The sequence below is a fragment of the Sodalis sp. RH19 genome (genome assembly GCF_047324215.1).
Classification (GTDB): domain Bacteria; phylum Pseudomonadota; class Gammaproteobacteria; order Enterobacterales; family Enterobacteriaceae; genus Acerihabitans.
Genome location: NZ_CP178734.1, coordinates 3,433,957 through 3,459,518 on the forward strand (window position 1 = coordinate 3,433,957; position 25,562 = coordinate 3,459,518).

The 25,562-nt window shown below is 62.0% G+C and carries 20 protein-coding genes and 1 pseudogene; 11 read left to right on the forward strand and 10 right to left on the reverse strand.

Features of this window, described 5'->3' with window-relative positions:
• Positions 1-38: 38 nt before the first annotated feature.
• From ACL2XF_RS15620 to dgt, 3 genes are all read right to left on the reverse strand, one after another.
• A complete protein-coding gene (locus ACL2XF_RS15620; RefSeq protein ID WP_410016368.1) occupies positions 39-1,196 on the reverse strand; it encodes a CdaR family transcriptional regulator in 1,158 nt (385 codons plus the stop codon).
• Positions 1,197-1,379: 183 nt separating this feature from the next.
• Entirely contained in the window at positions 1,380-2,825 is a 1,446-nt protein-coding gene (gene degP, locus ACL2XF_RS15625) for a serine endoprotease DegP (protein ID WP_413727133.1), read from the reverse strand.
• A gap of 157 nt (positions 2,826-2,982) precedes the next feature.
• Positions 2,983-4,497: a dGTPase gene (gene dgt / locus ACL2XF_RS15630; protein ID WP_413723547.1), complete on the reverse strand. Its 1,515-nt coding sequence runs from the start codon at positions 4,495-4,497 to the stop codon at positions 2,983-2,985.
• A gap of 173 nt (positions 4,498-4,670) precedes the next feature.
• Here dgt and mtnN point away from each other — a divergent pair, with 173 nt between their 5' ends.
• From mtnN to ACL2XF_RS15645, 3 genes are read left to right on the forward strand one after another with little or no spacing between them, the layout of a single operon-like run.
• Positions 4,671-5,375 carry a 5'-methylthioadenosine/S-adenosylhomocysteine nucleosidase gene (gene mtnN / locus ACL2XF_RS15635; protein ID WP_410016370.1) on the forward strand — a complete coding sequence of 235 codons (705 nt, stop codon included), beginning with the start codon at positions 4,671-4,673 and terminating at the stop codon, positions 5,373-5,375.
• On the forward strand, positions 5,375-6,358 hold the full coding sequence (gene btuF, locus ACL2XF_RS15640) for a vitamin B12 ABC transporter substrate-binding protein BtuF (protein ID WP_413727134.1): 984 nt from the start codon (positions 5,375-5,377) through the stop codon (positions 6,356-6,358). The genes mtnN and btuF overlap by 1 nt, the downstream gene beginning before the upstream one ends.
• Positions 6,358-6,975, forward strand: coding sequence for a TRIC cation channel family protein (locus ACL2XF_RS15645; protein ID WP_410016372.1), 618 nt, complete (start codon positions 6,358-6,360; stop codon positions 6,973-6,975). The genes btuF and ACL2XF_RS15645 overlap by 1 nt, the downstream gene beginning before the upstream one ends.
• Before the next feature lie 89 nt (positions 6,976-7,064).
• On the opposite strand, the gene erpA is transcribed toward ACL2XF_RS15645, so the two are convergent.
• On the reverse strand, positions 7,065-7,409 hold the full coding sequence (erpA, locus tag ACL2XF_RS15650) for an iron-sulfur cluster insertion protein ErpA (protein WP_162363924.1): 345 nt from the start codon (positions 7,407-7,409) through the stop codon (positions 7,065-7,067).
• A 107-nt stretch (positions 7,410-7,516) separates the two neighbouring features.
• A complete protein-coding gene (clcA, locus tag ACL2XF_RS15655; RefSeq protein WP_413727135.1) occupies positions 7,517-8,941 on the reverse strand; it encodes a H(+)/Cl(-) exchange transporter ClcA in 1,425 nt (474 codons plus the stop codon).
• Between the two features lie 214 nt (positions 8,942-9,155).
• Between clcA and hemL the strand changes: the two genes are divergently transcribed.
• On the forward strand, positions 9,156-10,436 hold the full coding sequence (gene hemL / locus ACL2XF_RS15660) for a glutamate-1-semialdehyde 2,1-aminomutase (RefSeq protein WP_413722160.1): 1,281 nt from the start codon (positions 9,156-9,158) through the stop codon (positions 10,434-10,436).
• Positions 10,437-10,447: 11 nt separating this feature from the next.
• Here hemL and fhuB read toward each other — a convergent pair whose 3' ends face one another.
• The 5 genes and pseudogenes from fhuB to hrpB all read right to left on the reverse strand — a co-directional run bounded on the left by fhuB (position 10,448) and on the right by hrpB (position 19,549).
• The gene (gene fhuB / locus ACL2XF_RS15665; RefSeq protein ID WP_413727136.1) at positions 10,448-12,436 is read right to left on the reverse strand and encodes a Fe(3+)-hydroxamate ABC transporter permease FhuB; all 1,989 of its coding nucleotides are present in this window, start codon (positions 12,434-12,436) and stop codon (positions 10,448-10,450) included.
• Between the two features lie 4 nt (positions 12,437-12,440).
• Positions 12,441-13,445 carry a Fe(3+)-hydroxamate ABC transporter substrate-binding protein FhuD gene (fhuD, locus tag ACL2XF_RS15670; protein WP_413727137.1) on the reverse strand — a complete coding sequence of 335 codons (1,005 nt, stop codon included), beginning with the start codon at positions 13,443-13,445 and terminating at the stop codon, positions 12,441-12,443.
• Positions 13,445-14,263 carry a Fe3+-hydroxamate ABC transporter ATP-binding protein FhuC gene (gene fhuC / locus ACL2XF_RS15675; RefSeq protein ID WP_413727138.1) on the reverse strand — a complete coding sequence of 273 codons (819 nt, stop codon included), beginning with the start codon at positions 14,261-14,263 and terminating at the stop codon, positions 13,445-13,447. Before fhuC ends, fhuD begins: the two co-directional genes overlap by 1 nt.
• 186 nt (positions 14,264-14,449) lie before the next feature.
• Positions 14,450-17,000, reverse strand: a pseudogene (gene mrcB, locus ACL2XF_RS15680) (bifunctional glycosyl transferase/transpeptidase).
• Between the two features lie 83 nt (positions 17,001-17,083).
• On the reverse strand, positions 17,084-19,549 hold the full coding sequence (gene hrpB / locus ACL2XF_RS15685) for an ATP-dependent helicase HrpB (RefSeq protein WP_413727139.1): 2,466 nt from the start codon (positions 19,547-19,549) through the stop codon (positions 17,084-17,086).
• A 125-nt stretch (positions 19,550-19,674) separates the two neighbouring features.
• Here hrpB and thpR point away from each other — a divergent pair, with 125 nt between their 5' ends.
• The 7 genes from thpR (at position 19,675) to panB (ending at position 25,550) form a co-directional block, all read left to right on the forward strand.
• Positions 19,675-20,202, forward strand: coding sequence for an RNA 2',3'-cyclic phosphodiesterase (thpR, locus tag ACL2XF_RS15690; RefSeq protein ID WP_413722154.1), 528 nt, complete (start codon positions 19,675-19,677; stop codon positions 20,200-20,202).
• Positions 20,203-20,246: 44 nt separating this feature from the next.
• On the forward strand, positions 20,247-20,954 hold the full coding sequence (sfsA, locus tag ACL2XF_RS15695; RefSeq protein ID WP_410016380.1) for a DNA/RNA nuclease SfsA: 708 nt from the start codon (positions 20,247-20,249) through the stop codon (positions 20,952-20,954).
• 197 nt (positions 20,955-21,151) lie between these two features.
• Complete coding sequence (gene dksA, locus ACL2XF_RS15700) at positions 21,152-21,607, forward strand: RNA polymerase-binding protein DksA (RefSeq protein WP_162363932.1); 456 nt, start codon at positions 21,152-21,154, stop codon at positions 21,605-21,607.
• Positions 21,608-21,689: 82 nt separating this feature from the next.
• Positions 21,690-22,610: a tRNA glutamyl-Q(34) synthetase GluQRS gene (gluQRS, locus tag ACL2XF_RS15705; RefSeq protein ID WP_413727140.1), complete on the forward strand. Its 921-nt coding sequence runs from the start codon at positions 21,690-21,692 to the stop codon at positions 22,608-22,610.
• 48 nt (positions 22,611-22,658) lie between these two features.
• Entirely contained in the window at positions 22,659-24,080 is a 1,422-nt protein-coding gene (gene pcnB, locus ACL2XF_RS15710; protein ID WP_410016618.1) for a polynucleotide adenylyltransferase PcnB, read from the forward strand.
• Between the two features lie 35 nt (positions 24,081-24,115).
• Positions 24,116-24,622, forward strand: a complete 507-nt coding sequence (folK, locus tag ACL2XF_RS15715) for a 2-amino-4-hydroxy-6-hydroxymethyldihydropteridine diphosphokinase (protein ID WP_413728821.1) — start codon at positions 24,116-24,118, stop codon at positions 24,620-24,622.
• 133 nt (positions 24,623-24,755) lie between these two features.
• A complete protein-coding gene (panB, locus tag ACL2XF_RS15720; protein ID WP_410016620.1) occupies positions 24,756-25,550 on the forward strand; it encodes a 3-methyl-2-oxobutanoate hydroxymethyltransferase in 795 nt (264 codons plus the stop codon).
• The last annotated feature ends 12 nt before the right edge of the window (positions 25,551-25,562 follow it).

Consider the following 25,562-nt stretch of genomic DNA (forward strand, 5'->3'; position numbering starts at 1 on the left):
GTTTACCGGCGACATGGGTTGGGCCGCGGACGATGGGATCAGGCTTCGTCATCCAGTTGCAGCGCCACGTAGAGCAGCAGCCGATCGTCAAAGTTGGCGAGATCCAGGCCGGTCATTTCCGAAATACGGTTGAGGCGGTACTCCAGGGTGTTGCGGTGGATAAACAGCGCCTTGGAGGTAGGCGTGGGCTGAACGTTATGGCGAAACCAGGCAATCAGCGTGCGGCGCAGCAGGCCATTGTTATCCATGGCCTTGAGTTTTGCCAGCGGGCGCACCAGTTCGCTGGCCTGCCAGCCGCCGCGCAGGCTGTCGAGCAATACCGGCAGCATCAGGTCGGGATAAAAATAACGGCGCTGCTCGGGCAGCCGCTGCTTGCCCACCGACATGGTGGTGCGCGCGGTACGCCAGGAGCGCGCAATACCGCCGGCGCCGGGGAAAAAATTGCCCAGGGCGATACGTACCCGCAGGCGGCTGCTTTCGGTCATGCGCGAAAACAGCGTATCCACCCGCCGGCGATGCTCTTCGGCATCCCAGCGCCCGTGGCTGTTCAGCGCGGGTTTCAGCACCACCATTTCCGTCAGCGATACGATGGCGATCAAATTATCGCGCTCCGGCGTGGTGAGCAGCGTTTGCAACTGCTGCAGCTCCGCCATGGCGCTGTCGACGCCGAACTGCCCGCTGTCCACCTCCACCACCGCCGCCACCCTGGGCTGGTTGATATCAATTCCCAGCCGCTGGGCCCATTCGATCAGCGCCGGCGTGACTTCCTCGGCGCGGATTAAATTCAGCACCAGTTCCTCGCGCAGCCGGCTGTCCTGCGCCAGCATATGCAGCAAGCGCGCCTGCTCCAGCATCATTTCCGCCGTCATGCAGACCAGCTCGCCATACTGCCGCAGTTGACTGGGATTGCCGGTCAGGCCGATAACGCCGACGATATTGCCGTCGATTTTCAGCGGGAGGTTGATACCGGGCCGTACCCCGTGCAAATGCCGGGCCACGCCGTCGTCGATATCCACGACCCGGGCCTGCGACAGGGCCAATAACGCGCCTTCGTGCAGTTCACCGACCCGCTCTTCATCGCCGCTGCCGATAATGCGGCCGCGCGCATCCATCACGTTGATATTGCTGTCGATAATCTGCATCGTTCTTGCCACAATTTCTTGCGCCAATTTCGCATCAAGATGATACGTTGCCATCCCCGCCTCGGTTCTGTTAAGCCCTTTGCCCTATTATACCCGGGTGTTGGCGCTCATACATTGTGCAGAAGCACAAAGCGTGATCTTGCTCGCTTATTTTGTGCGGGATATCACATTCTTTCGGGCAAAAAAAGACGGCGTCGTGATGACGCCGTCTTGGTGGCGAGAGCCGGACGCGGGGGATTACTGCGCCAGCAGGTAAAGCGTGGTATCGCCGCGTTTGACGTTTAACGCCAGTATCGGCGGCTTGGCATCCAGGATTTTACGCAGTTCGCCGATATTCTGCACCGGCTGCTGGTTGACGCCCAGGATGATATCGCCCTTCTTCAGGCCGACTTTCGCCGCGGTGCTGCCCGCCTTGACATTGTCCACCTTGACGCCCTGCTGATCGCCGGTATCCATGTTGCTCAATTCCGCGCCTTCGATGCCGGTAAAGACATTGCCCGAATCAAGCTGCGGCTGGGTGCTCTGCTCCAGGATCACATCGACGGTTACCGGCTTGCCGTCGCGCAGCAGGCCGAGCTGGACCTTGGTGCCGACCGGCTGCGAGCTGACATCCGCCCGGAACGCGGCAAAGCTGTTGATGGGCCGGCCGTTCATGGTGACGATGACATCGCCGGCTTTCACCCCGGCCTTTTCGGCGGCGGATTTAGGCATCACCTGGCTGACAAACGCGCCGCGCTGGGCGTCGACTTTCATCGCCTTGGCCAGCTCCGGATTGAGCTCGGTGCCGAGAATGCCGATTTCGCCGCGCCTGACCTGGCCATAGGCCACCAGCTGCGCCGTCAGGTTTTTCACCATGTTGCTGGGAATGGCGAAGCCGATACCGATATTGCCGCCGTCCGGCGCCAGTATGGCGGTATTGATGCCGATAAGCTCACCGTTGAGGTTAACCAGCGCCCCGCCCGAGTTGCCCCGGTTGATGGCGGCATCGGTCTGGATAAAGTTTTCATAGTTTTCAATATTCAGCCCGCTGCGCCCCAGCGCGGACACAATACCCGAGGTGGCGGTTTCCCCCAGGCCGTAAGGGTTGCCGATGGCCACGGTATAATCGCCGACCCGCAGTTGGTCCGAATCGGCCATCTTGATGGCGGTGAGGTTTTTAAAGTCGATCAGCTGCACCAGCGCCAGATCGGAACGGGGATCGCGGCCGATGATCTTGGCGTCGAACCGGCGGCCGTCATACAGCTGCACCTGGATTTTAGTGGCGTCGTTGACCACATGATTGTTGGTCACCACGTAGCCTTTCTGGGCATCGATAATCACACCCGCGCCCAGCGCCATGAATTTTTCCTTGGCCGGCGGGGTATTGCCCTCGCCGTCGTCGCCGCCGTCCTCATCGCCGCCCTGGCACAGGGGCGACGCCTGGAAAGGCGACCCTTCCTGGCACAGCGGGGAATCTTGGCCAAAGAACTGCTGGAACTGCTCGGGCACGCGCGCCGAACTGACGGCGGTGCTGCCTTCGACGCTGATGCTGACCACCGATGGCATGACTTTTTCCAGCATCGGCGCCAGGCTTGGGAGCTGCTGATTGGTCGAGGCGGTTTCCGCCGCATACAATGAAACAGGCGCCAGCGCCACACCCAGACACAATGCCAGCGCACTCAGGACCAAAGAAGTTTTTTTCATTTAACATTGTCTCAACTGTAAGTATCAGGTAATGATGCGGACCCATTGCTGTGGTCGTATCTGTGAGATTAATCAAATAACCCGAAGTTCAGTAGCAAAAAAACCATAATGGTAAAAAAGTATTGGGCGTATTTACAAATACTGCGCTAACCCTGACTTACTCCGCGGCCATTAAGCGGCGGTATTCATCCCAGGCATAAAGATCGGTCATGCCGCTAATATAGTCCTGAATTAAACGCGCCCGATAATAAAATTCCATCATGGGCTGCTGGCGCGACGGGTAGCGATTTAACCCGGCTACCGCTTCACCATAAGCCAGACGATGTTTGGTGGATAATTTATGAAACAGGCGGGTGGGGATCATGTAGTCCCGGTGGTCATCCTGCGCCGCCAGCTCGCGAAACGCCGCCAGCGGCATATCCAGCAGGGGGTTGTAGATTTCCAGCAGGCCGCTGATAACCCGGTAGCCCTGTAATTCCAGCTGTTCTACTTCCGGATGGTTGAACACATGTTTGAAGGCCACGCCTTTGAATATTTTCAATAAGCGGTAAGCCGGACTGGAATCTTCCAGCAGCGCCTGGTTAAAGCATCCGTCGAATATCGGCGACAGATTATCGAGAAACCGTTTTGCCGCATGGGGCACCAGCCGTGCCACGGTATTTACCCGCAAATACATAAAAAACTGATCGCCGCTGCGCAGCCCCTGGTTGCGCATTATCTTATCGAATGCCTGGCCGACCACCTTTTCAAATAAATCGCCTTTCTCCACGCCGCCCCATTCTTGTTGCAGGTAGTTATAAAGCTGTTCGACGGTAAAGATCTTTTTTTCCACCGCATCTTCGAGATCGGCGATGCAATAAGAAATATCGTCGGCGGCTTCCATGATATACGTCAGCGGGAAGCGATGAAATTCCCCCAGCCCCAGCTGTTCGCGCAACGCTTTGACATACTCTTCCTCGGCAAGATAGTAGCCCGGTTTTTTCATCAGATAGCTGAATTCGGCCGGTATCGCGCCGCGCCAATAGGCCGGACGGGTATATTTTAAAATACAGCCCACCTGGGCATAGGTCAGGTTCAGCTTCAGCAGGCTGTGCACCATGCGGATGGCCTGGGCATTGCCTTCGAAATGACACAAATCGAGCCGGATACGGCTGCGCAGCGCGTTGTCGTCATCCTCGCCGGCGCGCAGGCGCAATACCTCGACCCGGCAACGATCGTTACCCTGGGCCTCGTTGCCCAGGCCGGCGATGTCCAGGCGCTGGCTGAACCAGTCGTTGATGGCCGCCTCGCCGAAATGACCGAACGGGGGATTGCCGATATCATGCATCAGGCACGCCATTTCCACGATGCTTTCAAACGGCGCCTCCAACTGCTCCAGCCCCAGCGGCGCGATGCGCCGCTCGCGTTTGAGCTGGTGGAAGATTTCTTTGACGATATGCCGTCCGACCTGTTGCACCTCCATGGAATGGGTCAGCCGGGAGCGCACCGCCGCGTTGCGTTCCAGGGGAAAGACCTGGGTTTTCTGCTGCAGGCGGCGAATGGCGGCGGAATTGATAATCCGCCCCCGATCGCTTTCAAACTGGCGGATGACGCTATATTCATCCTCGGCGACGATGGGATGGCTGAACGGGCGCTGAAAACTGAGTTTCTTGCTAAAGTCGATTGCGGACATCATGTTCCCCGGGATGATTTCTTATACCGTGATACCCATACCCGCCGCTAAATGCAACAGCGGCGACAATTATTTCCCGGCCGCGGCCGTGATAGAATGGCGGCGCCGATTAAACGGCTACGTTACTATTCACTATTTATTATCCACTGTTTCTTAACCAGAAGGACAACCAGATGAGAGTAGGCATTATCGGCGCGATGGAACAGGAAGTGGCCCTGCTGCGCGACCAGATAGAAGGCCGCACCACCTGGCAGCAGGCGGGATGCGATATTTACAGCGGCCGGCTCCATGGCGTCGACGTGGCCTTGGTGAAATCCGGTATCGGCAAGGTCTCGGCCGCGCTCGGCACCACGCTGCTGCTGGATCATTTCCAGCCGGATTATGTTATCAACACCGGTTCCGCCGGCGGTCTGGACGCATCCCTGAATGTCGGGGACATCGTCGTGTCCGACGAGGTGCGTTATCACGATGTGGATGTCACCGCCTTTGGTTACGCACCGGGGCAAATGGCGCAATGCCCGGCGGCCTTCGCCGCGGACGCGTCGCTGATCGCGCTGGCGGAGAGCTGCATCGCCCGGCTGGATCAGCACGCCGTGCGCGGCCTGGTGGTCAGCGGCGACGCGTTTATCAACGGCGCCGACCCTCTGAGCCGTATCCGCGCCACCTTTCCCCAGGCTATCGCGGTGGAAATGGAAGCCACGGCCATTGCCCACGTATGCCACCAGTTCGCGGTGCCGTTCGTGGTGGTGCGCGCCATTTCCGATGTGGCGGACAAGGCGTCTCACCTTAGCTTTGACGAATTCCTGGCGGTGGCGGCCAAACAGTCCAGCCGCCTGGTGGCGGCCATGCTGCAGACCCTGGCCGGACAGCGGCAGTAATGTCGCCCATCCGGGTGACGCGCCCGGCTATCCCTACGCGCGCGCTGACCATGCCGGCGCCGACTTGGTTTATTATCCGCAGGCATGCGCTGGCCATGCTGCTGCCGGCCTGGTTTGCTATCCGTAAGCACGCATCGGCCCTGGGATCGCGGGCCCGGCGCGATAGCCGCGCGCGCGGCCTGGCCGCGTTGCTGCTGGCGCTGTTGGCCGCCCCGCCGGCCTGGGCGGCGCATCGGGTCGTCAGCCTGGCGCCCCACGCCACCGAAATGGCGTATGCCGCCGGCATGGGAGAAGTCCTGGTGGCGGTAAGCAGTTGGTCCGATTATCCTCCCGCCGCGCAAAAGCTCGAGCAGGTCGCCTCCTGGCAGGGCATCAACGTGGAGCGGGTGCTGGCGCTAAAGCCGGATCTTATCCTGGCCTGGCGCGGCGGCAATCCGCAGCGTGAACTGGATCAATTGGCCGCCTTCGGTATCCCGATTGTCTATCTCGATCCGCTGAGCGTGGAAGATATGGCGCGCGCGCTTGATGGCCTGGCGCGCTACAGCCCCCATCCCGAACAGGCTCACCAGGCCGCCCGCGCCGTGCGCCAGCAGGCGGCGGACCTGAAACGCCGCTACGCCGGCAATCCGCCGGCGCGGGTGTTCATGCAGTTCGGCACCCAGCCGTTGTTTACCGCCGGCAAGCAGACGCTGCAAAGCCAGATCCTGGCGCTGTGCGGCGCGCGCAATATCTTTGCCGACAGCCCGGTTCCCTGGCCGCAGGTGGGCCGCGAACAGGTCTTGAGCCGTAAACCGCAAGTGATTGTCGTCGCCGGCGGCGAGGAGCGCGTCACCGCCATCAGGAACTTTTGGCAGCCGCAGCTGGACGTGCCGGTGATAGCGCTGAACGAGGATTGGTTTAACCGCAGCGGGCCGCGCATTTTGCTGGCGGCGCAGGCGCTGTGCCGGCAACTGGCGGATGCCGCCGCCACGGGAGCGCGCTGATGCTCGGTTTTCTTGATGTGCTCGGCACGGCGGTATTCGCCGTGTCCGGGGTGCTGCTGGCCGGCAAACTGCGCATGGACCCGTTCGGGGTGCTGGTGCTGGGGGTGGTCACCGCGGTGGGCGGCGGCACCATCCGGGATATGGCGCTGAATAACGGCCCGGTGTTCTGGGTGCGGGATCCCACCGATCTGGTGGTGGCGATGGTTACCTGTTTTGTCGCCATACTGGTGATAAGGCAACCCCGCCAACTGCCGACATGGATCCTGCCGGTGCTGGACGCCATCGGCCTGGCGGTATTTGTCGGCATCGGCGTCAACAAGGCGTTCGCCAGCGGCACCGGCCCGCTGATCGCGGTATGCATGGGCGTTATCACCGGCGTGGGCGGCGGCATTATCCGGGATGTGCTGGCGCGGGAAATCCCGATGATACTGCGTACCGAGGTTTACGCCACCGCCTGCATTATCGGCGGCATCGCCCACACCACCGCTTTCCATGTTTTCCACCTCAGCGCCCAGCACGCGTCGGTATTGGGCATGGCGATAACGCTCGGCATCCGGCTGGCGGCGATCCGCTGGCATCTGAAGCTGCCGACCTTTGCGCTTGAGGACCGGAAATAAACGGCCCGACCCGCGCGCTCGAAACGCGGACATAAAAAAACCGGTGCGGCGCGCCGTACCGGTATCATCGAACGCGTGCCGACGGGGGTTTAGATACTGAACGACGATCCGCAGCCGCAGGTGGTCTTGGCGTTCGGGTTGGTCACGATAAAACGTGATCCTTCCAGCCCTTCGGTATAATCCACCGAACCGCCGATCAGGTATTGCAGGCTCATGGGGTCTACCACCAGCGCAACGCCTTGTTTTTCAATGGTCAAATCGTCTTCGTTGATTTTATCGTCAAAAGTAAAACCATACTGGAAGCCGCTACAGCCACCGCCGGTGATATAAACCCGCAATTTCAGGTTCGGGTTCTCTTCATCCGCTATCAGATGCTTCACTTTTTTCGCCGCTGAATCGGTAAATTGTAAAGGCAGTACCGCAGTTTCACTCATTACTCTACTCCCAACGCGCCAACCAGAATCATCAGGCTGAAGGCATAACAACCCGATGTGGATGTTCATTATCCGCTACCTGTCAATTACGTTCAAGTATTGCGCATTCAGGATATTTTGTTTATCGCTGCGTGCGATCGCGCATCCGCCGGCAGCGGGGGCGTTTGTCGTTGCAAGGTACGGGCAAGGATTGCTGAATAGAGCGGTTTGCCGCCTAAAAACTGAGCCAGCAGCGTTGCGCCCAGACAGGTGATAATCATCGGCAATATTAATTGATAATTGTCGGTCATTTCCAGCACCAGCACGATCCCGGTCAAGGGCGCGCGCACCGAGGCGGCAAATAAGGCTCCCATGCCCGCAATCGCAAAAGTGCCGGGCTGCAAGGCATACTCAGGAAATAATTGGCAGCCGATCATGCCGAAAGCCGTGCCCAATAAGGTTCCCAGCGCCAGCATGGGCGCAAAAATGCCGCCCGGCGCACCGGAACCGAAACACAGCAGGGTCGTCAACATACGGGCCAGAAAGATAAACAACAAGGTGCGGGCGGTAAAATGCCCCGCCGCTGCCAGGGGAATCAGGGCAAAACCACCGCCGGCGGCCTCGGGATGCATCAGACCCAAAATACCGCACAGGCCGCCGAGTATGCCGCCGATGATCACAAATCTGGCGCATTTGCCGCCATGCAAGCGTAAAAACATATCTTGCGCGCGGAATATCAATGTATTGAATACCACGCCCACCACGCCGAACAGCATTCCCAGCACCAGGTAAAGCCAGAGAGTACCGACCGGCGCGCCGGCCAGCCTGCCGACGTCGATGACCGAACGATCGCCGTTGCACAGGCGAAATACGATGCTCGACATGATAACGCCGATAAATACCGCCTTGACTGAAATCAGGTTATAGCGAAACTGCGGCCGCATCTCTTCCAGGATAAACAGGATCCCCGCCAGGGGCGCGTTAAACGCCGCCGTTAATCCCGCCGCCGCGCCGGCTGCCAGCAGGGAATGCCGGGCCTCGGCGCTGCGCATGCCAACCATATCCAGCACCATGCGACCGATATTTCCCCCCAATTGGACCGTCGGTCCCTCGCGCCCCAGCACCATGCCCGCGCCGAGCGTACCCATGCCGCCGAAAAACTTAACCGGGATCACCCGCCACCACCGCACCGGACGCAGTTCCTCCAGCGCGCCTTCAATTTCCGGAATACCTGAGCCTCCCGCCTCGGGCGCATATTTACGCACCAGGTAATAGCCGATCATGGCCAACGCCCCTGAGGCAAAAAACGCAGCCGGCACCAGCACCAGCCAGCGCTGCGGTAAGTCGGCCAGGGCGGCGATACGGCAGGCGAGCATCCAGTCAACCGTTTTTTCAAATGCCACGCCCACCCCGCCCACCAGGGTACCGACGAGAGCGGCCATGGCGAGTACGGTTACCGGGGTTTTATCTTGATACAGGAGCCGGCTGAACATCTGGACGCGGGCAAGGCGTCCGGCCGGCACTGAGGTCGCGGCAGGAAAGGGTTCTGGCATCGGAGCAATCTACCTTATTTGGCATAGTATTCGACGGACTTTACGCTATCACACTGTCTGTCAGGCATAATTGTATTACAAAAATGCTTGTCAATCCGTGCTGACAAGGCCGCTGGCGGTTTTGCGTTTTTGCACCCAACAAAGATGTCTTATTGCCTGCCAGTTTATTACACTATCGGGGTTAACGTTTTATTCTTTCTTCAGGAGCCGTTTCATGAGCCATTCCGAAAATCTGTACGCCCAGGCGCAAAAGCTTATCCCCGGCGGGGTTAATTCACCGGTGCGCGCGTTTAACGGCGTCGGCGGCACGCCGCTGTTCATCGCGCGGGCGGATGGCGCCAGGCTGTATGATGTGGACGGAAAGGATTATATCGATTATGTCGGTTCCTGGGGGCCGATGGTATTGGGCCATAACCATCCGGCGATACGCGAGGCGGTTATCGAGGCGGCCGGGCGCGGCCTGAGCTTCGGCGCGCCCACCGAAATCGAGGTCAAAATGGCCGCCCTGGTGACCGAACTGGTGCCGTCCATGGATATGGTGCGCATGGTGAACTCCGGCACCGAGGCCACCATGAGCGCCATTCGCCTGGCGCGCGGCTATACCGGCCGCGATAAAATCATCAAATTCGAAGGCTGTTATCACGGCCATGCCGACGGCCTGCTGGTCAAGGCCGGCTCCGGCGCGCTGACCCTCGGCCAGCCCAGTTCTCCCGGCGTGCCGGCGGATTTCGCCAAACACACCCTCACCTGCGCCTTTAACGATCTGGATTCGGTGCGGCAGGTATTTGAACTCTATCCGCGCGAGATCGCCTGCATTATCGTCGAGCCGGTGGCCGGCAATATGAACTGCGTACCGCCGCTGCCGGCGTTCCTGCCCGGCCTGCGCGCCCTGTGCGATGAATTCGGCGCGCTGCTGATTATCGACGAGGTCATGACCGGTTTTCGGGTGGCCCTGGCGGGCGCGCAGTCCTATTACGGCGTGGTGCCGGACCTGACCTGCCTGGGTAAAATCATCGGCGGCGGCATGCCGGTGGGGGCGTTTGGCGGCCGGCGCGAGGTGATGCAGGCGCTGGCGCCCACCGGCCCGGTTTACCAGGCCGGCACGCTGTCGGGCAATCCGATTGCCATGGCCGCGGGCTATGCCTGCCTGACCGAGATTTCACGCCCCGGCATTTATCCGGCGCTGACCGATCTGACCGATCGCCTGGCGCGGGGATTGCTGGAGGCGGCGCGGGCGGAAAACATTCCCCTGGTGGTAAACCACGTCGGCGGCATGTTCGGTATCTTCTTTACCGACGCGCCCGCGGTGACCGGCTATCAGGATGTCATGGCCTGCGATGTGGAACGGTTTAAACGCTTTTTCCATATGATGCTGGAGGAAGGGGTTTACCTGGCGCCGTCGGCGTTTGAAGCCGGTTTTATGTCGCTGGCGCACAGCGACGAGGATCTGACGCAGACCATCGGCGCCGCCCGCCGCAGTTTTGCCCGGCTGTAAGCCCCCTCCCATCAGCGATCCTGGCGGCGCAGCAGAAAGATAAAATACGGCGCGCCGATAAAGGTCGCCAGCAGGCCCGCCGGGATCTGGTCGGGAAACATCGCCATGCGCCCGGCCCAGTCGGCCAGCAGCATCAGCATCGCGCCCAGCAGCGCGGCCATAACCAGCTGCGGCATCGCCCGGCGAAAGCCGAGCATCCGCGCCATATGCGGCGCCATCAAACCGATAAAACTCAAGGGACCGACGGTCAGCGTGGCGCCGGCGGTCAGCACCGCCGCCAGCAACAGGATAGCCAGCCTGGCGCGCGCCAGCGGCAGGCCCAGGGCCCGGGCGGTTGCGCTGCCCAGCGGCAGCACGTTAAGCCAGCGGCGGCAGCAGGGCGCCAGCAGCAACAGTACCAGCGCCGTCACTGCGCTGGTTACCGCCTGCGGCGCCTGCACGCCATAGGTCGATCCGGAAATCCAGGTCAGCAGGCCGCCGAGGCGGGGATCGCCGCTGGCCAGCAGCAGGGTCACCAGCGTGGTGAACGCGGTGCCCAGGGCTATGCCCGCCAGCAGCATGCGCTGGGTGGAAAAATGCCGCCGTCCCGCCACCAGCAAAATGGCCGCCAACGTCAGCGCGGCGCCCAGGCTACCCGCAGGCAATAACCAAATAAAGACATCGCCGGGCAGCCAAAACATCATCAACACCACCGCCGACGCGGCGCCGGCGCTGATACCCAGTACTTCCGGGCTGCCCATGGGATTGGCGGTCAGTTTCTGGATCAGGGTGCCGGCGGCGGCCAGCATCACACCGGCGCTTAATGCCGCCAGCGTACGCGGCCAGCGCCAGGGCAGCAGGCGCAGCAGCTCGTCGCCGCCGGCCCAGTTCCATCCCAGGCTGTTACGGCCCAGCATCAGCGCCACGCACAACAGCGCCAGCAACAACGCCAATCCGCCCGCGGCCCACAGCGCGGGATTGGCGCGCTCCGGGCGGGGCGCGTCGTCATGCCCCGGCTGCGCCGGCGCCACGGCATGGCGCAGCCGGGGCAGCAGCCAGAGCAGGATCGGCGCGCCAATCAGCGCGGTGGCCGCGCCGGTGGGCACGTCACGCCACGCGCGCGCCAGCCAGACCATGACCTGATCGGTAAACCACAGCAGCAGCGCGCCGATAAGCGGCGCCAGCAGCAGGCGCGGCAGCAGGCGCCGGCCGCCGAGCAGCTTCGCCAGCAGCGGCGCGAACAGGCCGATAAACCCCACCACGCCCACCGCGTTCACCAACAACGCGCTGAGCACGATAGCCAGTACCAGCGCCGCCAGCCGGGCGGTTGACAGCCCCAGGCCGAGATTGCGCGCCACGGCGTCGTCCACGCCCAGCAAGGTCATGGGGCGAATCAGCAGCAGGGCCAGCAGCAGCCCCAGCCCTAGACGCGGCAGCAGGAACCTTACCTGGCCCCAGTCCTGCTGGTTAAGCGCCCCGCTGCTCCATAAAAACAGGTTTTCCAACTGCTGGTAATGGAAGATGGCCAGCAGGCTGTTAACGGCGCTGCAGTACAGGCTCAGCACCAGGCCCGCCAGGATCAGGGTCACCGGCGACATGCGTTTTCCCCAGGCCACGCCGAAGACCAACGCGCCGATGACCAGCGCGCCCAGCAGGGCCGCCAACTGCTGGGTCAGCGCTCCGCCGGGCAGCAGCCACAGCGTGGTGACGGTGACCCCCAATTGCGCGCCGCTGGCGACGCCCAGGGTCGAGGGTTCGGCCAGCGGATTGCGCAGCACCTGCTGGAACAGCACGCCGGCCAGCGCCAGGCCGGCGCCCACCAGCGGCGCTACCGCCAGGCGCGGCAAGGTGCTGTAGTGGAAGATAACCTGGCGGATATCCAGCATATCGGGCCGCCACAGCGCCCCGGCCCATAGCTGGCCCGGCAGCACCTGCTGGGCGTTATAGGCGCTGAGCGCCAGCGCGCCCAGGGCCAGCAGCGTCAGCAGACTAAACGGGAAAAGCGCGCTACGACGGTTCATGGCCTCACCATTGTTTTTCCATATGCTGCAGCATGCGGCAAAAACGCAGGGCCGCAAGAGTGGCGCCATAAATCCAGATGGCCGGCACGGTGCGCAACATATTCCGGCGCACAAACGGCATGGCCTGCCACAGCGGCGTGGCGGCCACGCGCGCCGTCAGCGCGGCGTCGCCGTGATCCAGGCATATGGCCCGCGCCAGGGGCAGCGTCGCCAGTTGTTCAATTCCCACCACCGCCGTGCCCCAGAAATTATTTTCTCCCTGCCAGACGTTGGCTAGCGCCAGTTGGTCCATGACCTGGCCGAATAAACTGGTGCCGCCGATGATCAGGGCGTGACGATCGTCCATCAGGGAAAATATCAGCAGGGGCTGGCGGCGATATGACGCCAGCTGCGGCCAGGTTTCGGCCAGTTCGCGGTCGAAAGACGCCAGATGGGCCAGGGCGGCGGGCATCCTGTCCAGGCGCTGCGCCAGGGCCAGCAGCCCGGCGCGCGCGGTGGTCAGCGGCCGCCCCTGCCCGTCGGTGAAACTAAACCCCATGGCGGGGGCAATGGCGCGCAATTGTTCCGGGCGCGGCCCGTAGCCCTGGGAATACAGGATCAAGTCCGGCTTGAGGGCGGTGATCAGTTCGAAATTAGGTTCGGTGCGCTGGCCGACATCGACAATCGAGGCCGGAAGCACCGGCTCCTGTACCCATAAGCGGTAATCCCGGGTGCCGGCGACGGCCAGCGGCGTAACGCCGAGGGCGAACAGCAGCTCCACCGGCAGCCATTCAAGGGCGATAATGCGCTGATAGGGCAGCGACGGGACGGATCCGCCCGTTGCCGTCCGATCGGTCGCCCCCCGGGCCGCGGTCCCCCAGGACGCGAGACCGCAGCACAAGGGCGACAGCAGCAGGGCGGCCAGCAGCCGTCGGCGGCCGCCGTCAATACCCGGACTCTCAACCGTCGCAAGGGCGCCGGTCGCGCGCTGGGGGCGCAGACGTCCCAGGGTCTGATCACGCCGGCGCATTAAAACACGAAACTCACCGGCGCGCCGCCGCCCGGATGCGGCAGGATGCCCATAGGAATACCGTAAATGGTTTCCAGCACGTCGCCGCGCATCAGCTCCAGCGGCGATCCCTGGGCAATCATTGCGCCGCCGCGCAGCGCCGTCAGGTAATCGCAGTAGCGCGCCGCCATATTGATATCATGCAATACCGCGATAACCGTCAGGCCGCGCTCCTGGCTCATGCGCTTAATCAAGGCCAGCACGTCCACCTGATGGGCGATATCCAGGGCCGAGGTGGGCTCATCCAGCAGCAGGCAGCGGCTATCCTGCGCCAGGGTCATCGCCAGCCAGGCGCGCTGACGCTCGCCGCCGGAAAGGCTGTCCACCAGACGGTGGGCGAGCGAGGGCAGGCCGACCACCTCGATGGCGTCCTCCACATGCCGGCGATCGGCGCTGCCGAAGCGGCCGAGCGCGCCGTGCCAGGGATAACGCCCCAGGGCCACCAGCTCGCGCACCGTCATGCCTTCCGCCGCCGGCAGTTGCTGCGGCAGATACGCCACCTGCCGGGCGAAAGCCTTGCTTTCCCAGTCCGCCAGCGGTTTATCATTCAGGCGCGCCACGCCGCCGCTGGCCTCATGATGACGGCCCAGGATCTTCAGCAGGGTGGATTTTCCGGAGCCGTTATGACCTATCAGGCCACAGACCTTGCCCTGGGGAAAAGTGAAGGACAGCGGCTGGAGTAATACCCGTCCGGGTACCGAGAAACTCACCTGATCCAGGGCAAAAGTGGCGTTCCTGGCGACGGAAGCGTTGGCTAGAGGTGTGGCGATATCTTGCATAAGCCCAATAAAGCAAATGATAATTATTCAAAGAAGCAATAATAGCAGTTTCCTTCAATAATTAGCAGTATCGCAACTGATTTTTCCTCGCAGGTCGCCGCCAGGCATCGCGCGGCGACAGAATGCCTATCGCCGGCGTTCCTTCGCCTGGTCAACAAACCCACCCCGGCAAGCCGGGGTGGCGAGCTATTTGCCGAACATATCCTTGATCCAGCCGGCGACGCCGTCGCTGCCCTCCTGCTGCTCCTGTTGCGGCGGCTGCTGGCCCGACTGCTGCTGGTCAGGCGGCGTTTGCGCCGGCTGCTGGGCCACCGCCTGGCTGGCCTGGCACAGCGCCTGCGGACTGTCGGTCCAGACCGGGATCACGCGCATGCTGCTGTCGCTGTTGCAGACGAAATTGCCGGCATAGTCGATGGACATCTGGTTGATCTCCTCGGGCGGTATCACGTTAAGCGTCAGCGGCGGCTGGTTTTCCAGGTAACGGCGGTAAATCGTCAGCGCGCCGTTGGCGCCGGTCAGCTTGGCCGGGCCGTTGTTGTCGCGCCCTACCCAGCTGATGGTCACCTCTTTACCGTCCACGCCGGCAAACCAGCTATCGCGCAAATCATTGGTGGTACCGGTTTTACCGGCCAGATGGAAATTGGGGAATTTCACCGCCAGCGAACGCGACGTGCCGCGCGCCACCACCTGCTGCATACCGTATAACGTCAGATACGCCGCCTGGGCCGGCACCACGCGCTCCGCCTGCGGGAAGCTCTGGTAAAGCACCTTGCCGTCCTCGCTTATCACCGAGCGCACCGCCGACAGCGGCGCACGATTGCCGCCGCTGGCAATGGTCTGGTATTCCTGCGCCACTTCCATCGGCGTGAGGCTGATGGCCCCCAGCAGCATGGCCGGCACCGGGTTAATCACCTCTTTCGGGATGCCCAGTTTTTGCAGGGTGGCGACGATATCCGGCAGGCCCACCGCCAGCCCCAGGTTGACCGTCGGCACGTTAAGCGAATTGGCCAGCGCATCGACCAGCATCACCTTGCCGCGAAACTGGCGATCGTAGTTTTTCGGCGCCCACAGCTGCCCGTTCGGCTGCTTGAGTGAAATGGGCTCATCGGCGATCCAGGTGTTCAGGCGGTACTTATCCGGCTGGCTCAGCGCGGTCAGGTAGGTGGCCGGTTTTGCCAGCGACCCTACCGGACGCCGTGCCTGCATGGCGCGGTTAAATCCGGCGAATTGCGGCTGGGAACCGCCGACCATGGCGCGCACTTCGCCGCTAAAGCGGTCCACCACCACCATAGCGCTCTCAAGGTCGCTGACGCCGCGCCCGGCGCGCAGGGCCGGCACACCGGCCTCCACAGCTCTTTCCGCCGCGTCCTGCGAAATCGGATCCAGGGTGGTGAATATTTTCACGCCGGACAAATCGTTAATCTTGTCGCCCAGCTTCGCCTGCAGACTCCTGACGCACCATTTGCATAAAGGCCGGCTGCGGCGTAATCACCCCGCCGCGCGGCTGCACCCCCAGCGGACGCGCGCTCAGCATATTATACAAATCCTCGTCGATAACCTGCTGGTTTTGCAACAGCTTCAGCACCAGGTTACGCCGCTCCAGCGCCATTTGCGGATTACGCCAGGGATTGTACAGCGATGCGCCCTTGACCATGCCCACCAGCATGGCCTGCTGATCCAGGCTGAGTTCATCCACCGGCCGGCCGAAATAATAGAGGCTTGCCAACGGGAATCCGCGGATCTGTTCGCTGCCGCTCTGGCCGAGGTAGACTTCGTTCAGATACAGCTCAAGGATGCGATCCTTGCTATAGCGGTAATCGAGGATCACGGCCATATAGGCTTCGTTGATCTTGCGCCACAGGGAACGCTCATTGGTCAGGAACAAATTCTTGACCAACTGCTGGGTCAGCGTACTGCCCCCCTGCACCGCGCGCCCGGCGGTAATATTCGCCAGGAAGGCGCGGCCGATGGAGCTGATGCTGATGCCGTCATGCTGGTAAAAATGACGATCTTCGGTGGCTATCAGGGTATCCACCAGCAGATCGGGGAATCCGGCGCGGGGCACAAACAACCGCTGCTCGCCGTTGGGCGATTGCAGCATGGTGATCAGGCGCGGATCGAGGCGGAAAAAGCCGAAGTTCCGCTGCGTATCCTGGTTTTGAATTTGCAGCAGATGATCGCGATCAAACGTCAGCACCGCATGGATCTGCCCTTCCTTGCTGTCGGGGAAATCAAAGGGACGGCGCAGCATATCGATGCTGTTGGCGCGCACGCTGAATTCGCCCGGGCGGGTTATGCGGGTCACCTGGCGGTACTGCATCCCTTCCAGCAGGTTGACCATCTCGCTTTTGCTGTAGGGCATGCCCGGCTCCAGGTTCACCATGCGGCCATAGACCGCCGCCGGCAGTTGCCAGACCTTGCCGTCGATGCGGCTGCGGATCTGCGCATCCAGGTAGACGCCGTAGATCACCAGTAAAATCACCACCACCAGGAAAATCTTGATAAGCAATCCCAGCAGGCGCCGCTTGCCGCTTTTGCGCGGCGGGCGCGCTTTGCCTTTCGCCGGCGGCTTGCGCGGCGGCATTACGTATTCCTCTTGATCGTCATAGTCGTCCTGAGCATCGTCATTTTCTTCGTAGTCGTCGTCCCGGTGACGTCGCACTGGCGGTTTATTTGTCACTTTACGGCCGGACGGTCTTCCATGACGTCCAATAGGTTCGCGATCATCCCCAGACATCGTTATGATTCTCCATACTTCCGACGGATTCCCCGCCTACTCTGTTCCTCCACCATCTTATCCGGAAGAGGAAACCTCTGAAATCAACCCTGCTGATACTTTTTGGTGCGCCGGGTGGGTACCGCAATGGCCGGATTATCCGGCCAGACATGCTTGGGGTAACGCCCCTTCATTTCTTTTTGCACCTCGCGGTAGGCCCCCTGCCAGAACGCCGCCAGATCGCGGGTAATCTGCAACGGATGCCCGGCGGGCGATAACAACTCCAGCACCAGCGCCACGCGGCCTTCGGCCAGCAGCGGACTGGCCTGCTCGCCGAACATTTCCTGCATCCTTACGGCCAGCACCGGCGGCTCGCCGTGCTGGTAACGCACCGGCAGCCGGCTGCCGGTGGGCACAGTGTAGTGGCTGGGCAGCGCAGTATCCAGTCGTTGACGCAATCGCCAGTCCAGCAGGCGCAATAACGCCTCGCCGAGATTCACCTGGCGCAGGGCGCGCACGTCATGCACGCCCTGCAGGGACGGCTGCAGCCATAGCGGCAGGGCCGCCAGCAGCGCGTCGTCGTCCACCACAGGCCAGTCCGCCTCCGGCAACCAGTCGCGGGCGCACAGCAGGCGCTGGCGCAGCTGCTGCGCCGGGCCGTCCCAGTTGAGCACCGACAGGCCCTGCTCGCCAATCCAGTTGAGCAGCGCCTGCTGCATCACCTCGCCGGAAGGCCTGGCCTGCGGCTGCTCGCGTAACATCAATTGTCCGAGCTGTTCACGCCTGAGCACGCGCAGGCTGCCCTTTTCCTCATCCCAGCGCATGGCGGTGGTGACCGTCAGCCAGTCGGGACGGGCGGCCACCAGCGCGGCGATATCCACCGGCAGCGCCAGCCGGATGGCCGCGTCGGCATTTTGCCCCAGTTGCATCAGCCCCGGCACGATCAGCCATTCAATCGCCGACAGCGCCTCGTCGGGAGCCAGCGCCGCCCCCAGGCCGTTGGCCAGTTGATACCGGCCGGTGGCGTCGCGCCGGCGGGCGATGCGATCGCGAAATCCCCAGGCCAGCAGCGCGGGCGCCAGCGCCGCGTCCGGCCGGCCCCAGCGGGGCGACAGCCGTTTGGCCAGTTGCCTGGCGCGTCGCAGCCAGTGGGACTGCGGGCGCGCGAGCGCATCGCGCATATCGGGCGACCCCGCGCGCGGCGGTTCCTCGATAATGGCCGCCAGCAGCGCGGCCGTCGCCAGGCTATCGTCATCGTCGCGCGCATGGCACAGCATGGCCGCCAGGCGCGGTTCGCAGCCTGCTTGCGCCATTTTGCGCCCCAGGGACGTCAGGCGTTCCGCCCCATCGACGGCATCCAGCTGGCGCAGGGTGCGGCGGGCCGCGGCCAGGCTGGGTTCCGGCGGCAGGTCGAGCCAGCAGAGCGTCAGCAGGTCGGTACAGCCCCATTGCAGTAATTCGAGATAAAAACCGCTGAGATCGCTTTGCAGGATTTCCGGCCGGCCGTGTTCCGGCGCGCGTTCCGCCTGCGATTGACTAAAGAGGTGCCAGCACACGCCGGGGGACAGGCGGCCGGCACGGCCGGCGCGCTGCACCATGGACGCCTGGCTGACGCGCTGGGTGACCAGGCGGCTGAGCCCGTTCCTGGCATCGAATTCGCTTACCCGCTCCAGCCCGCTGTCCACCACCAGGCGAATGCCCTCGATCGTCAGGCTGGTCTCGGCGATATTGGTGGCCAGCACCACCTTGCGCCGCCCCGCCGGGGCCGGCCGGATGGCCCGCTGCTGTTCGTCCAGGGTCAGGGCGCCATACAGCGGGCAAAGATCGACCTCCGCCCCGATCCGGGGAGACAGCAAAGCCTGCACGCGGTTGATCTCCCCCACGCCGGGTAAAAACAACAGCAGCGAGCCGGTATGGGATGACAGCATCTCGCTGACCGCCGCGGCAATCGCCTGGACGGGGATGGACTGTGAGGGCAGCGGATGAAAAACCCGCTCCACCGGAAAACTGCGGCCGACGGAACGGATAACCGGCGCGGCGGGCAGAAGCGCCAGCAGGCGCCGGTCATCCAGGGTGGCGGACATGATAAGCAGCCGCAGATCGGCGCGCAGTCCCTGCTGCACATCCAGCAGCAGCGCCAGCGCCAGATCGGCCTGCAGGCTGCGTTCATGGAATTCATCCAGGATAACCAGGGCGACGCCGGACAGCTCCGGATCCTGCTGCAACATGCGCGTCAGGATGCCTTCGGTCACCACCTCCAGCCGGGTATGCGGCCCCACGCGGCTTTCGGCGCGCATGCGGTAGCCGACGGTCTGGCCGGGCGTTTCGCCCAGTTGTTCGGCCAGGCGCAGCGCCACGTTTTTGGCGGCCAGCCGCCGGGGCTCCAGCATCAGGATACGCCCCGGCAGGCCGGCGCGCCGCAGGATTTCCAGCGGCAGCCAGGTGGATTTGCCGGCGCCGGTGGGCGCGTGCAGCAGAACCTGCGCGGCGCCTTGCAACGCTTGCAGCAACTCATCGACTACGGCGGCGACCGGTAATAACGTCACGACATCTCCGTTAAAGATTAACATTCTGGGCCGGGCATTGTAGCATCGCTTGATTGAAGAACAGAATCTTCGCCGCGTTTCCCTGGTATCGGCGACCGAGGCCGGCCAGGGGAAACGGTCAATCATCCACGACACCAGCCGGGACCGCCATGACCTCCACCCGTCGCCTGTTTTTTGCCATTGCCCTGCCCGATAGCGTCCGCCAGGCGGTTATCGACTGGCGCGCCGCCCGTTTTCCCTATGAGGCCGGCAGGCCGGTGGCGGCGGCCAACCTGCATATCACCCTGGCGTTCCTGGGCGACGTGGGCGCCGGCAAAGAACAGGCCCTGCGCGCCGCCGCCATGAGATTGCAACAAAAGCCCTTTACCCTGACCCTGGACGATTGCGGACATTGGCCCGGCTCCGGCGTGGTGTGGCTCGGCATGAAGCGCGCGCCGCGCGGGTTATTGCAGTTGGCGCAGTGGCTGCGCGCGCAGGCGGCCCGCAACGGCTGCTATCAAAGCCCGCTGCCGTACCATCCCCATGTCACGCTGCTGCGCCAGGCCCATCAGGCGGTGGCGCTGCCGTCCGGCACGCCGGGATGGGAAATGGCGGTCGGGAGTTTCGGCCTGTACGCCTCGCTATTTGACAACGGGCGCGCCCGCTATATGCTGCTCGATAGCTGGCCGCTCGCCTGACCTGGCGAGAGGGGGAGACGGCAAAACTCTTATACGGAAATGTCATGCGATTCAGTCCAGAATTAAAATCCGCCCGCCTGGTGCGGCGCTATAAACGTTTCCTGGCGGATGTGGTCACCCCGGAGGGCGAGGAGCTGACTATCCATTGCGCCAACACCGGCGCCATGACCGGCTGCGCCGTGCCCGGGGATACAGTGTGGTATTCGACTTCAGACAACCGTAAACGTCAATATCCGCATAGCTGGGAACTAACTGAAACCGCCGGTGGTCAATGGATAGGAGTGAATACTCTGCGCGCCAACGCCCTGCTGGCGGAGGCGGTGCGCGCCGACGCCGTTCCCGAATTGTCGGGCTATACTACACTTACTGCCGAAGTGCGTTATGGCGTAGAAAATAGTCGGATTGATTGGTTATTAGCAGCGGAAAATCGCGCAAACTGCTATATTGAGGTGAAATCCGTCACATTACTGCAACAGGAGTGGGGGTATTTTCCCGATGCGGTAACGATACGCGGACAAAAACATTTACGAGAACTACAAGCAATGGCAGAAATGGGTCACCGTGCCGTACTGTTTTTTGCGGTGTTGCACTCCGGAATCACCCGGGTGGCGCCCGCCCGGCACATCGACCCCCATTATGCCGATTTAGTATTGCAGGCGCAGCAACATGGCGTGGAAGTATTTTGCTATGGCGCGCAGTTATCCCCGGACGGTATTGTGCTGAAAAATGCTTTACCGTTATTTATTTCGTAGGCGGCTTTTCTGGAAAAAAAGGATAAATCATCCCGTTTTTCCTTAGTTTAACCGCCCGCCAGATACGCCTTTCTTCACACTCTTGTCAAGTAGGCGTCAGGAATAATTGCCAACCTCAACGTCATCTGTTATTTATAGCGGCCTGTTTTTTTCCCCACGTTGGGGATCGATAGTGCGTGTTATGAAGGAGAAGCAACATGCAAGAAGGGCAAGACCGTAAGACATCCTCCTTGAGCATTCTCGCCATCGCCGGGGTGGAACCGTACCAGCAGAAACCGGGCGAGGAGTATATGAATGCGGCCCAGTTGCTGCATTTCAAGCGCATCCTCGACGCATGGCGCAACCAGCTCAGAGATGAAGTGGGTCGTACCGTTTCGCATATGCAGGATGAAGCGGCCAACTTTCCGGATCCCGTGGACCGGGCCGCGCAGGAAGAGGAATTCAGCCTTGAACTGCGTAACCGCGATCGGGAACGAAAATTGATCAAGAAGATCGAAAAAACGCTGAAGAAAGTAGAAGACAAAGATTTCGGCTTCTGCGACTCATGCGGCGTGGAAATCGGCATTCGCCGCCTGGAAGCGCGGCCGACCGCTGATTTATGCATTGATTGCAAGACCTTGGCTGAAATCCGCGAAAAGCAGATGGCAGGGTAAAATCAATCCAGATTGCCGCGATGTCGCCCATGGAACGGACCACGGCATCGCGGTAACTGTACGGATTCGCCTTTCCTGAGTTATGGCTGCGCACAGCACCTACATGGGGCGTTTTGCCCCCTCGCCTTCAGGCGCCTTGCATTTTGGCTCGCTTGTCGCGGCCCTGGGGAGTTTTCTCCAGGCCCGCGCCTCGCATGGGCAGTGGCGAGTGCGTATCGAAGATATCGATCCTCCCCGCGAAGTCCCCGGCGCCGCCGATACCATTTTACGCCAGTTGGCCCATTACGGCCTGCACTGGGACGGCCCCGTATGCTTCCAATCCCAACGCCACGCGGCTTACCTTGACGTCCTGGCGGATTTGCGCGCGCGCGGGCTAAGCTATCATTGCCGCTGCACCCGCGCCCGCATTCAGGAACTGGGCGGCATTTACGACGGTCATTGCCGCACGCTCGGCCTGCCGGCGCAAAATGCCGCCATCCGCCTGCGCCAGATAGCCCCCGTGTCACATTTCCATGACCGTTTGCGCGGTGATATCTACGCCGACCCCGATCTGGCCCGGGAAGATTTTATTATCCGCCGCCGCGACGGTCTGTTTGCCTACAATCTGGCGGTCGTGGTGGACGACGCGGCGCTCGGCGTGACCGAAATCGTGCGCGGGGCCGATTTAATCGAGCCTACCGTGCGGCAATTGGCACTCTACCGTCAATTAGGTTATAAAGAACCGGAATATATTCATTTACCGCTGGCGTTGACGCCCACGGGCGCCAAATTATCCAAGCAGAATCATGCGCCGCCGTTGCCGCAGGGGGACCCCCGGCCAACGCTTGCCGACGCATTAGTTTTTTTAAATCAACCGGTAGCGCAAGGGTGGCGGGATTTGACCCTTGAGAGTATGTTAGACTGGGCTATTATGCATTGGTCCCTGGCATCCATACCGATTTCGCCATCGGGCACGACATGCGCCCCAGACGTTCTCAAAACACCCGGGGTGAGCTATGATTAGCCGCTGTTTTTTGTTGCTCCCGTTTATTTGTTACTATTGAGGTGTACTATTTTTACCCGAGTAGCCAACTTCTGCCGTAAGGTGCTGAGCCGGGAAACCGTGGCGGCGGCACCAGAGGATAGACGCCCTTTGACGATTATCCCGCGCGACCAGCACACCATCTCCCGTAAAGAGATCAGTGAAAATGCACTGAAAGTGCTTTACCGCTTGAATAAAGCGGGATACGAGGCCTATCTGGTCGGCGGCGGCGTGCGCGACCTGCTGTTGGGTAGAAAACCGAAGGATTTCGACATTACCACCGATGCCACCCCCGAACAGATGCGCAAGTTATTTCGCAACTGCCGTCTGGTGGGCCGGCGTTTTCGCCTCGCCCATGTCATGTTCGGACCGGAAATCATCGAAGTGGCGACCTTTCGCGGCCATCATCTGACCCACGTGCCCGATGACGTTGATGCCGGGTCGGCGGTGCAGGCCCCCGCCGCCGCGCTGCAAGGACAAAACGGCATGCTGCTGCGCGACAATATCTTCGGCTCCATCGAGGAAGACGCCCAGCGCCGCGATTTCACCATCAACAGCCTCTATTACAGCGTGGCCGACTTTACGCTGCGCGACTATACCGGCGGCCTGCGCGATTTGCAGGAAGGCGTGGTGCGCCTGATTGGCGATCCGGAAACCCGCTACCGCGAGGATCCGGTGCGCATGCTGCGGGCGGTGCGTTTTGCCGCCAAGCTGAACATGACCGTCGATGCGGCCACCGCCGAGCCGATCCCGCGCCTGGCGTCGTTGCTGCGCGATATCCCGGCGGCCAGGCTGTTCGAGGAATCGCTTAAACTGCTGCAGGCCGGTTACGGCGAACCGACCTACCGCCTGCTGTGCGAATATCAGCTGTTCCAGCCCATGTTTCCGCTCATCAGCCGCAACTTCACCGAACAGGGTGACAGTTTTATGGAGCAGATGGTCACCCAGGTACTGAAAAACACCGATCATCGCATCCAGAACGACATGCGGGTCAATCCCGCATTCCTGTTCTCCGCCATGCTGTGGTATCCCCTGCTCGAACAGGCGCAGAAGCTGACGCAGGAAGGCGGCCTGGCCTATTTCGACGCGTTTTCGCTGGCGCTGAACGATATTCTTGACGAACAGTGCCGCTCGCTCGCCATTCCCAAACGCCTGACCACGCTGATGCGCGATATCTGGCAGCTGCAGCTGCGCCTGTCGCGCCGCCAGGGCAAACGCGCCTTCAAGCTGATGGAGCATCCAAAATTCCGCGCGGCCTTCGATCTGCTGGCGCTGCGCGCCGACGTCGAAAACAGCGCCGAATTGCAACGGCTGACCCAATGGTGGCGCGAGTTCCAGGAAGCCGCGCCGCCGCGGCAGAAGTCCCTGCTCACCACCCTTGACGACGACGCCACCGCCCGTCCGCGTCCGCGCCGTCCGCGCCGCCGCACGCCGCATCGCGATCCGGCTTAACCATGGCTGGCGCAGCGCCGCTGTCCGGCGTGCCGATGACGCGAGTCTGGCTGGCTATCGGCAGCAACCTGGCGGATCCGCTTGACCAGGTTAACGCCGCGCTGGACGCCCTCGCCCAATTGCCGCAAACCCGGCTGAACGCCTGCTCCTCTTTTTACCGCAGCCGGCCGCTGGGACCGCAGGACCAGCCCGATTACCTCAACGCCGTCGTCGCCCTTGACACCGCGCTCACGCCGGAACAGCTGCTCGATCACACCCAGCGCATCGAACGGCGGCAGGGGCGGGTGCGCAAAGCCGACCGCTGGGGGCCGCGCACGCTCGATCTGGATATCCTGCTGTTCGGCGGCCTGCGGCTTCATACCGCCCGGCTGACGGTGCCGCACTATGATATGAAGCACCGTGAATTCGTGCTTTATCCCCTGGCGGAGCTCGCCCCCGACCTGGTATTGCCCGACGGCGAGGCGCTGGCGGACCTGCTGGCGCGCATCGGGCGCAACGGCCTGGAATTCTGGGATAATGAACACCGGGCGCGCCGCTGGTAAGCTCCCCTTCTCCGCGCATCCCCTCCATTGCCGCACGTTTTGCTCAGACAATACTATCTCCTGTCCCCGCCTTCATTTAGAATAACGCGCCACTTCATTTCAATTATGCGTTACCGGCCTGACCGAGGTTATGATGAAACCGACCACCATTTCGCATCTGCGCGCCTGGAAACAGCAGCAACGCAAGTTCGCCACCCTGACCGCCTATGACGCCAGCTTTGCCCGCCTGTTTGAGCAAGAAGGCATTCAGGTCATGCTGGTGGGCGACTCTCTGGGCATGACCATGCAGGGCCAGACTTCCACGCTGCCGGTGACGGTGGAAGAGATTGCCTACCATACCCGGTGCGTGCGCCGCGGCGCGCCCCAGTGCCTGCTGCTCGCGGATTTGCCGTTCATGTCCTATGCGACGGCGGCGCAGGCCTTTGACAGCGCCGCCGTGCTGATGCGTGCCGGCGCCAATATGGTCAAGCTGGAGGGCGGCGGCTGGCTGGCTGACGCCGTGCGCGGTTTGACCGAACGGGCGGTGCCGGTGTGCGGCCACCTGGGATTGACGCCGCAATCGGTGAATATCTTCGGCGGGTATAAAGTGCAGGGCCGCGACAGCGACAGCGCGGAACGGTTATTACAGGACGCGCTGACGCTTGAGCAGGCCGGCGCGCAGCTGCTGGTGCTGGAATGCGTGCCCGTGGCGCTCGCGCAGCGGGTCACCGAGGCGCTGGCCATACCGGTGATCGGCATCGGCGCGGGCAATGTCACCGACGGGCAAATCCTGGTGATGCAGGACGCGTTGGGCATTACCGGCCAAGGGACGCCAAAATTCGTCAAGAATTTCCTGGCCCAGGCAGGTGATATCCGCCCGGCGGTGCGTTTATATATCGAAGAGGTCGAGCAGGGTATTTTCCCCGGCCTGGAACACAGTTTTCAATAACGACAGGAGATA

Bases quoted from the DNA above. Each gene is read 5' to 3' on its own strand.
- hrpB (WP_413727139.1), bottom strand. From the start codon at position 19,549: ATGTTAATCTTTAACGGAGATGTCGTGACGTTATTACCGGTCGCCGCC.
- mtnN (WP_410016370.1), top strand. From the start codon at position 4,671: ATGAGAGTAGGCATTATCGGCGCGATGGAACAGGAAGTGGCCCTGCTG.
- dgt (WP_413723547.1), bottom strand. From the start codon at position 4,497: ATGTCCGCAATCGACTTTAGCAAGAAACTCAGTTTTCAGCGCCCGTTC.
- ACL2XF_RS15645 (WP_410016372.1), top strand. From the start codon at position 6,358: ATGCTCGGTTTTCTTGATGTGCTCGGCACGGCGGTATTCGCCGTGTCC.
- clcA (WP_413727135.1), bottom strand. From the start codon at position 8,941: ATGCCAGAACCCTTTCCTGCCGCGACCTCAGTGCCGGCCGGACGCCTT.
- degP (WP_413727133.1), bottom strand. From the start codon at position 2,825: ATGAAAAAAACTTCTTTGGTCCTGAGTGCGCTGGCATTGTGTCTGGGT.
- gluQRS (WP_413727140.1), top strand. From the start codon at position 21,690: ATGGCTGCGCACAGCACCTACATGGGGCGTTTTGCCCCCTCGCCTTCA.
- thpR (WP_413722154.1), top strand. From the start codon at position 19,675: ATGACCTCCACCCGTCGCCTGTTTTTTGCCATTGCCCTGCCCGATAGC.
- btuF (WP_413727134.1), top strand. From the start codon at position 5,375: ATGTCGCCCATCCGGGTGACGCGCCCGGCTATCCCTACGCGCGCGCTG.
- erpA (WP_162363924.1), bottom strand. From the start codon at position 7,409: ATGAGTGAAACTGCGGTACTGCCTTTACAATTTACCGATTCAGCGGCG.
- sfsA (WP_410016380.1), top strand. From the start codon at position 20,247: ATGCGATTCAGTCCAGAATTAAAATCCGCCCGCCTGGTGCGGCGCTAT.
- hemL (WP_413722160.1), top strand. From the start codon at position 9,156: ATGAGCCATTCCGAAAATCTGTACGCCCAGGCGCAAAAGCTTATCCCC.
- fhuC (WP_413727138.1), bottom strand. From the start codon at position 14,263: ATGCAAGATATCGCCACACCTCTAGCCAACGCTTCCGTCGCCAGGAAC.
- dksA (WP_162363932.1), top strand. From the start codon at position 21,152: ATGCAAGAAGGGCAAGACCGTAAGACATCCTCCTTGAGCATTCTCGCC.
- panB (WP_410016620.1), top strand. From the start codon at position 24,756: ATGAAACCGACCACCATTTCGCATCTGCGCGCCTGGAAACAGCAGCAA.
- fhuB (WP_413727136.1), bottom strand. From the start codon at position 12,436: ATGAACCGTCGTAGCGCGCTTTTCCCGTTTAGTCTGCTGACGCTGCTG.
- folK (WP_413728821.1), top strand. From the start codon at position 24,116: ATGACGCGAGTCTGGCTGGCTATCGGCAGCAACCTGGCGGATCCGCTT.
- ACL2XF_RS15620 (WP_410016368.1), bottom strand. From the start codon at position 1,196: ATGGCAACGTATCATCTTGATGCGAAATTGGCGCAAGAAATTGTGGCA.
- fhuD (WP_413727137.1), bottom strand. From the start codon at position 13,445: ATGCGCCGGCGTGATCAGACCCTGGGACGTCTGCGCCCCCAGCGCGCG.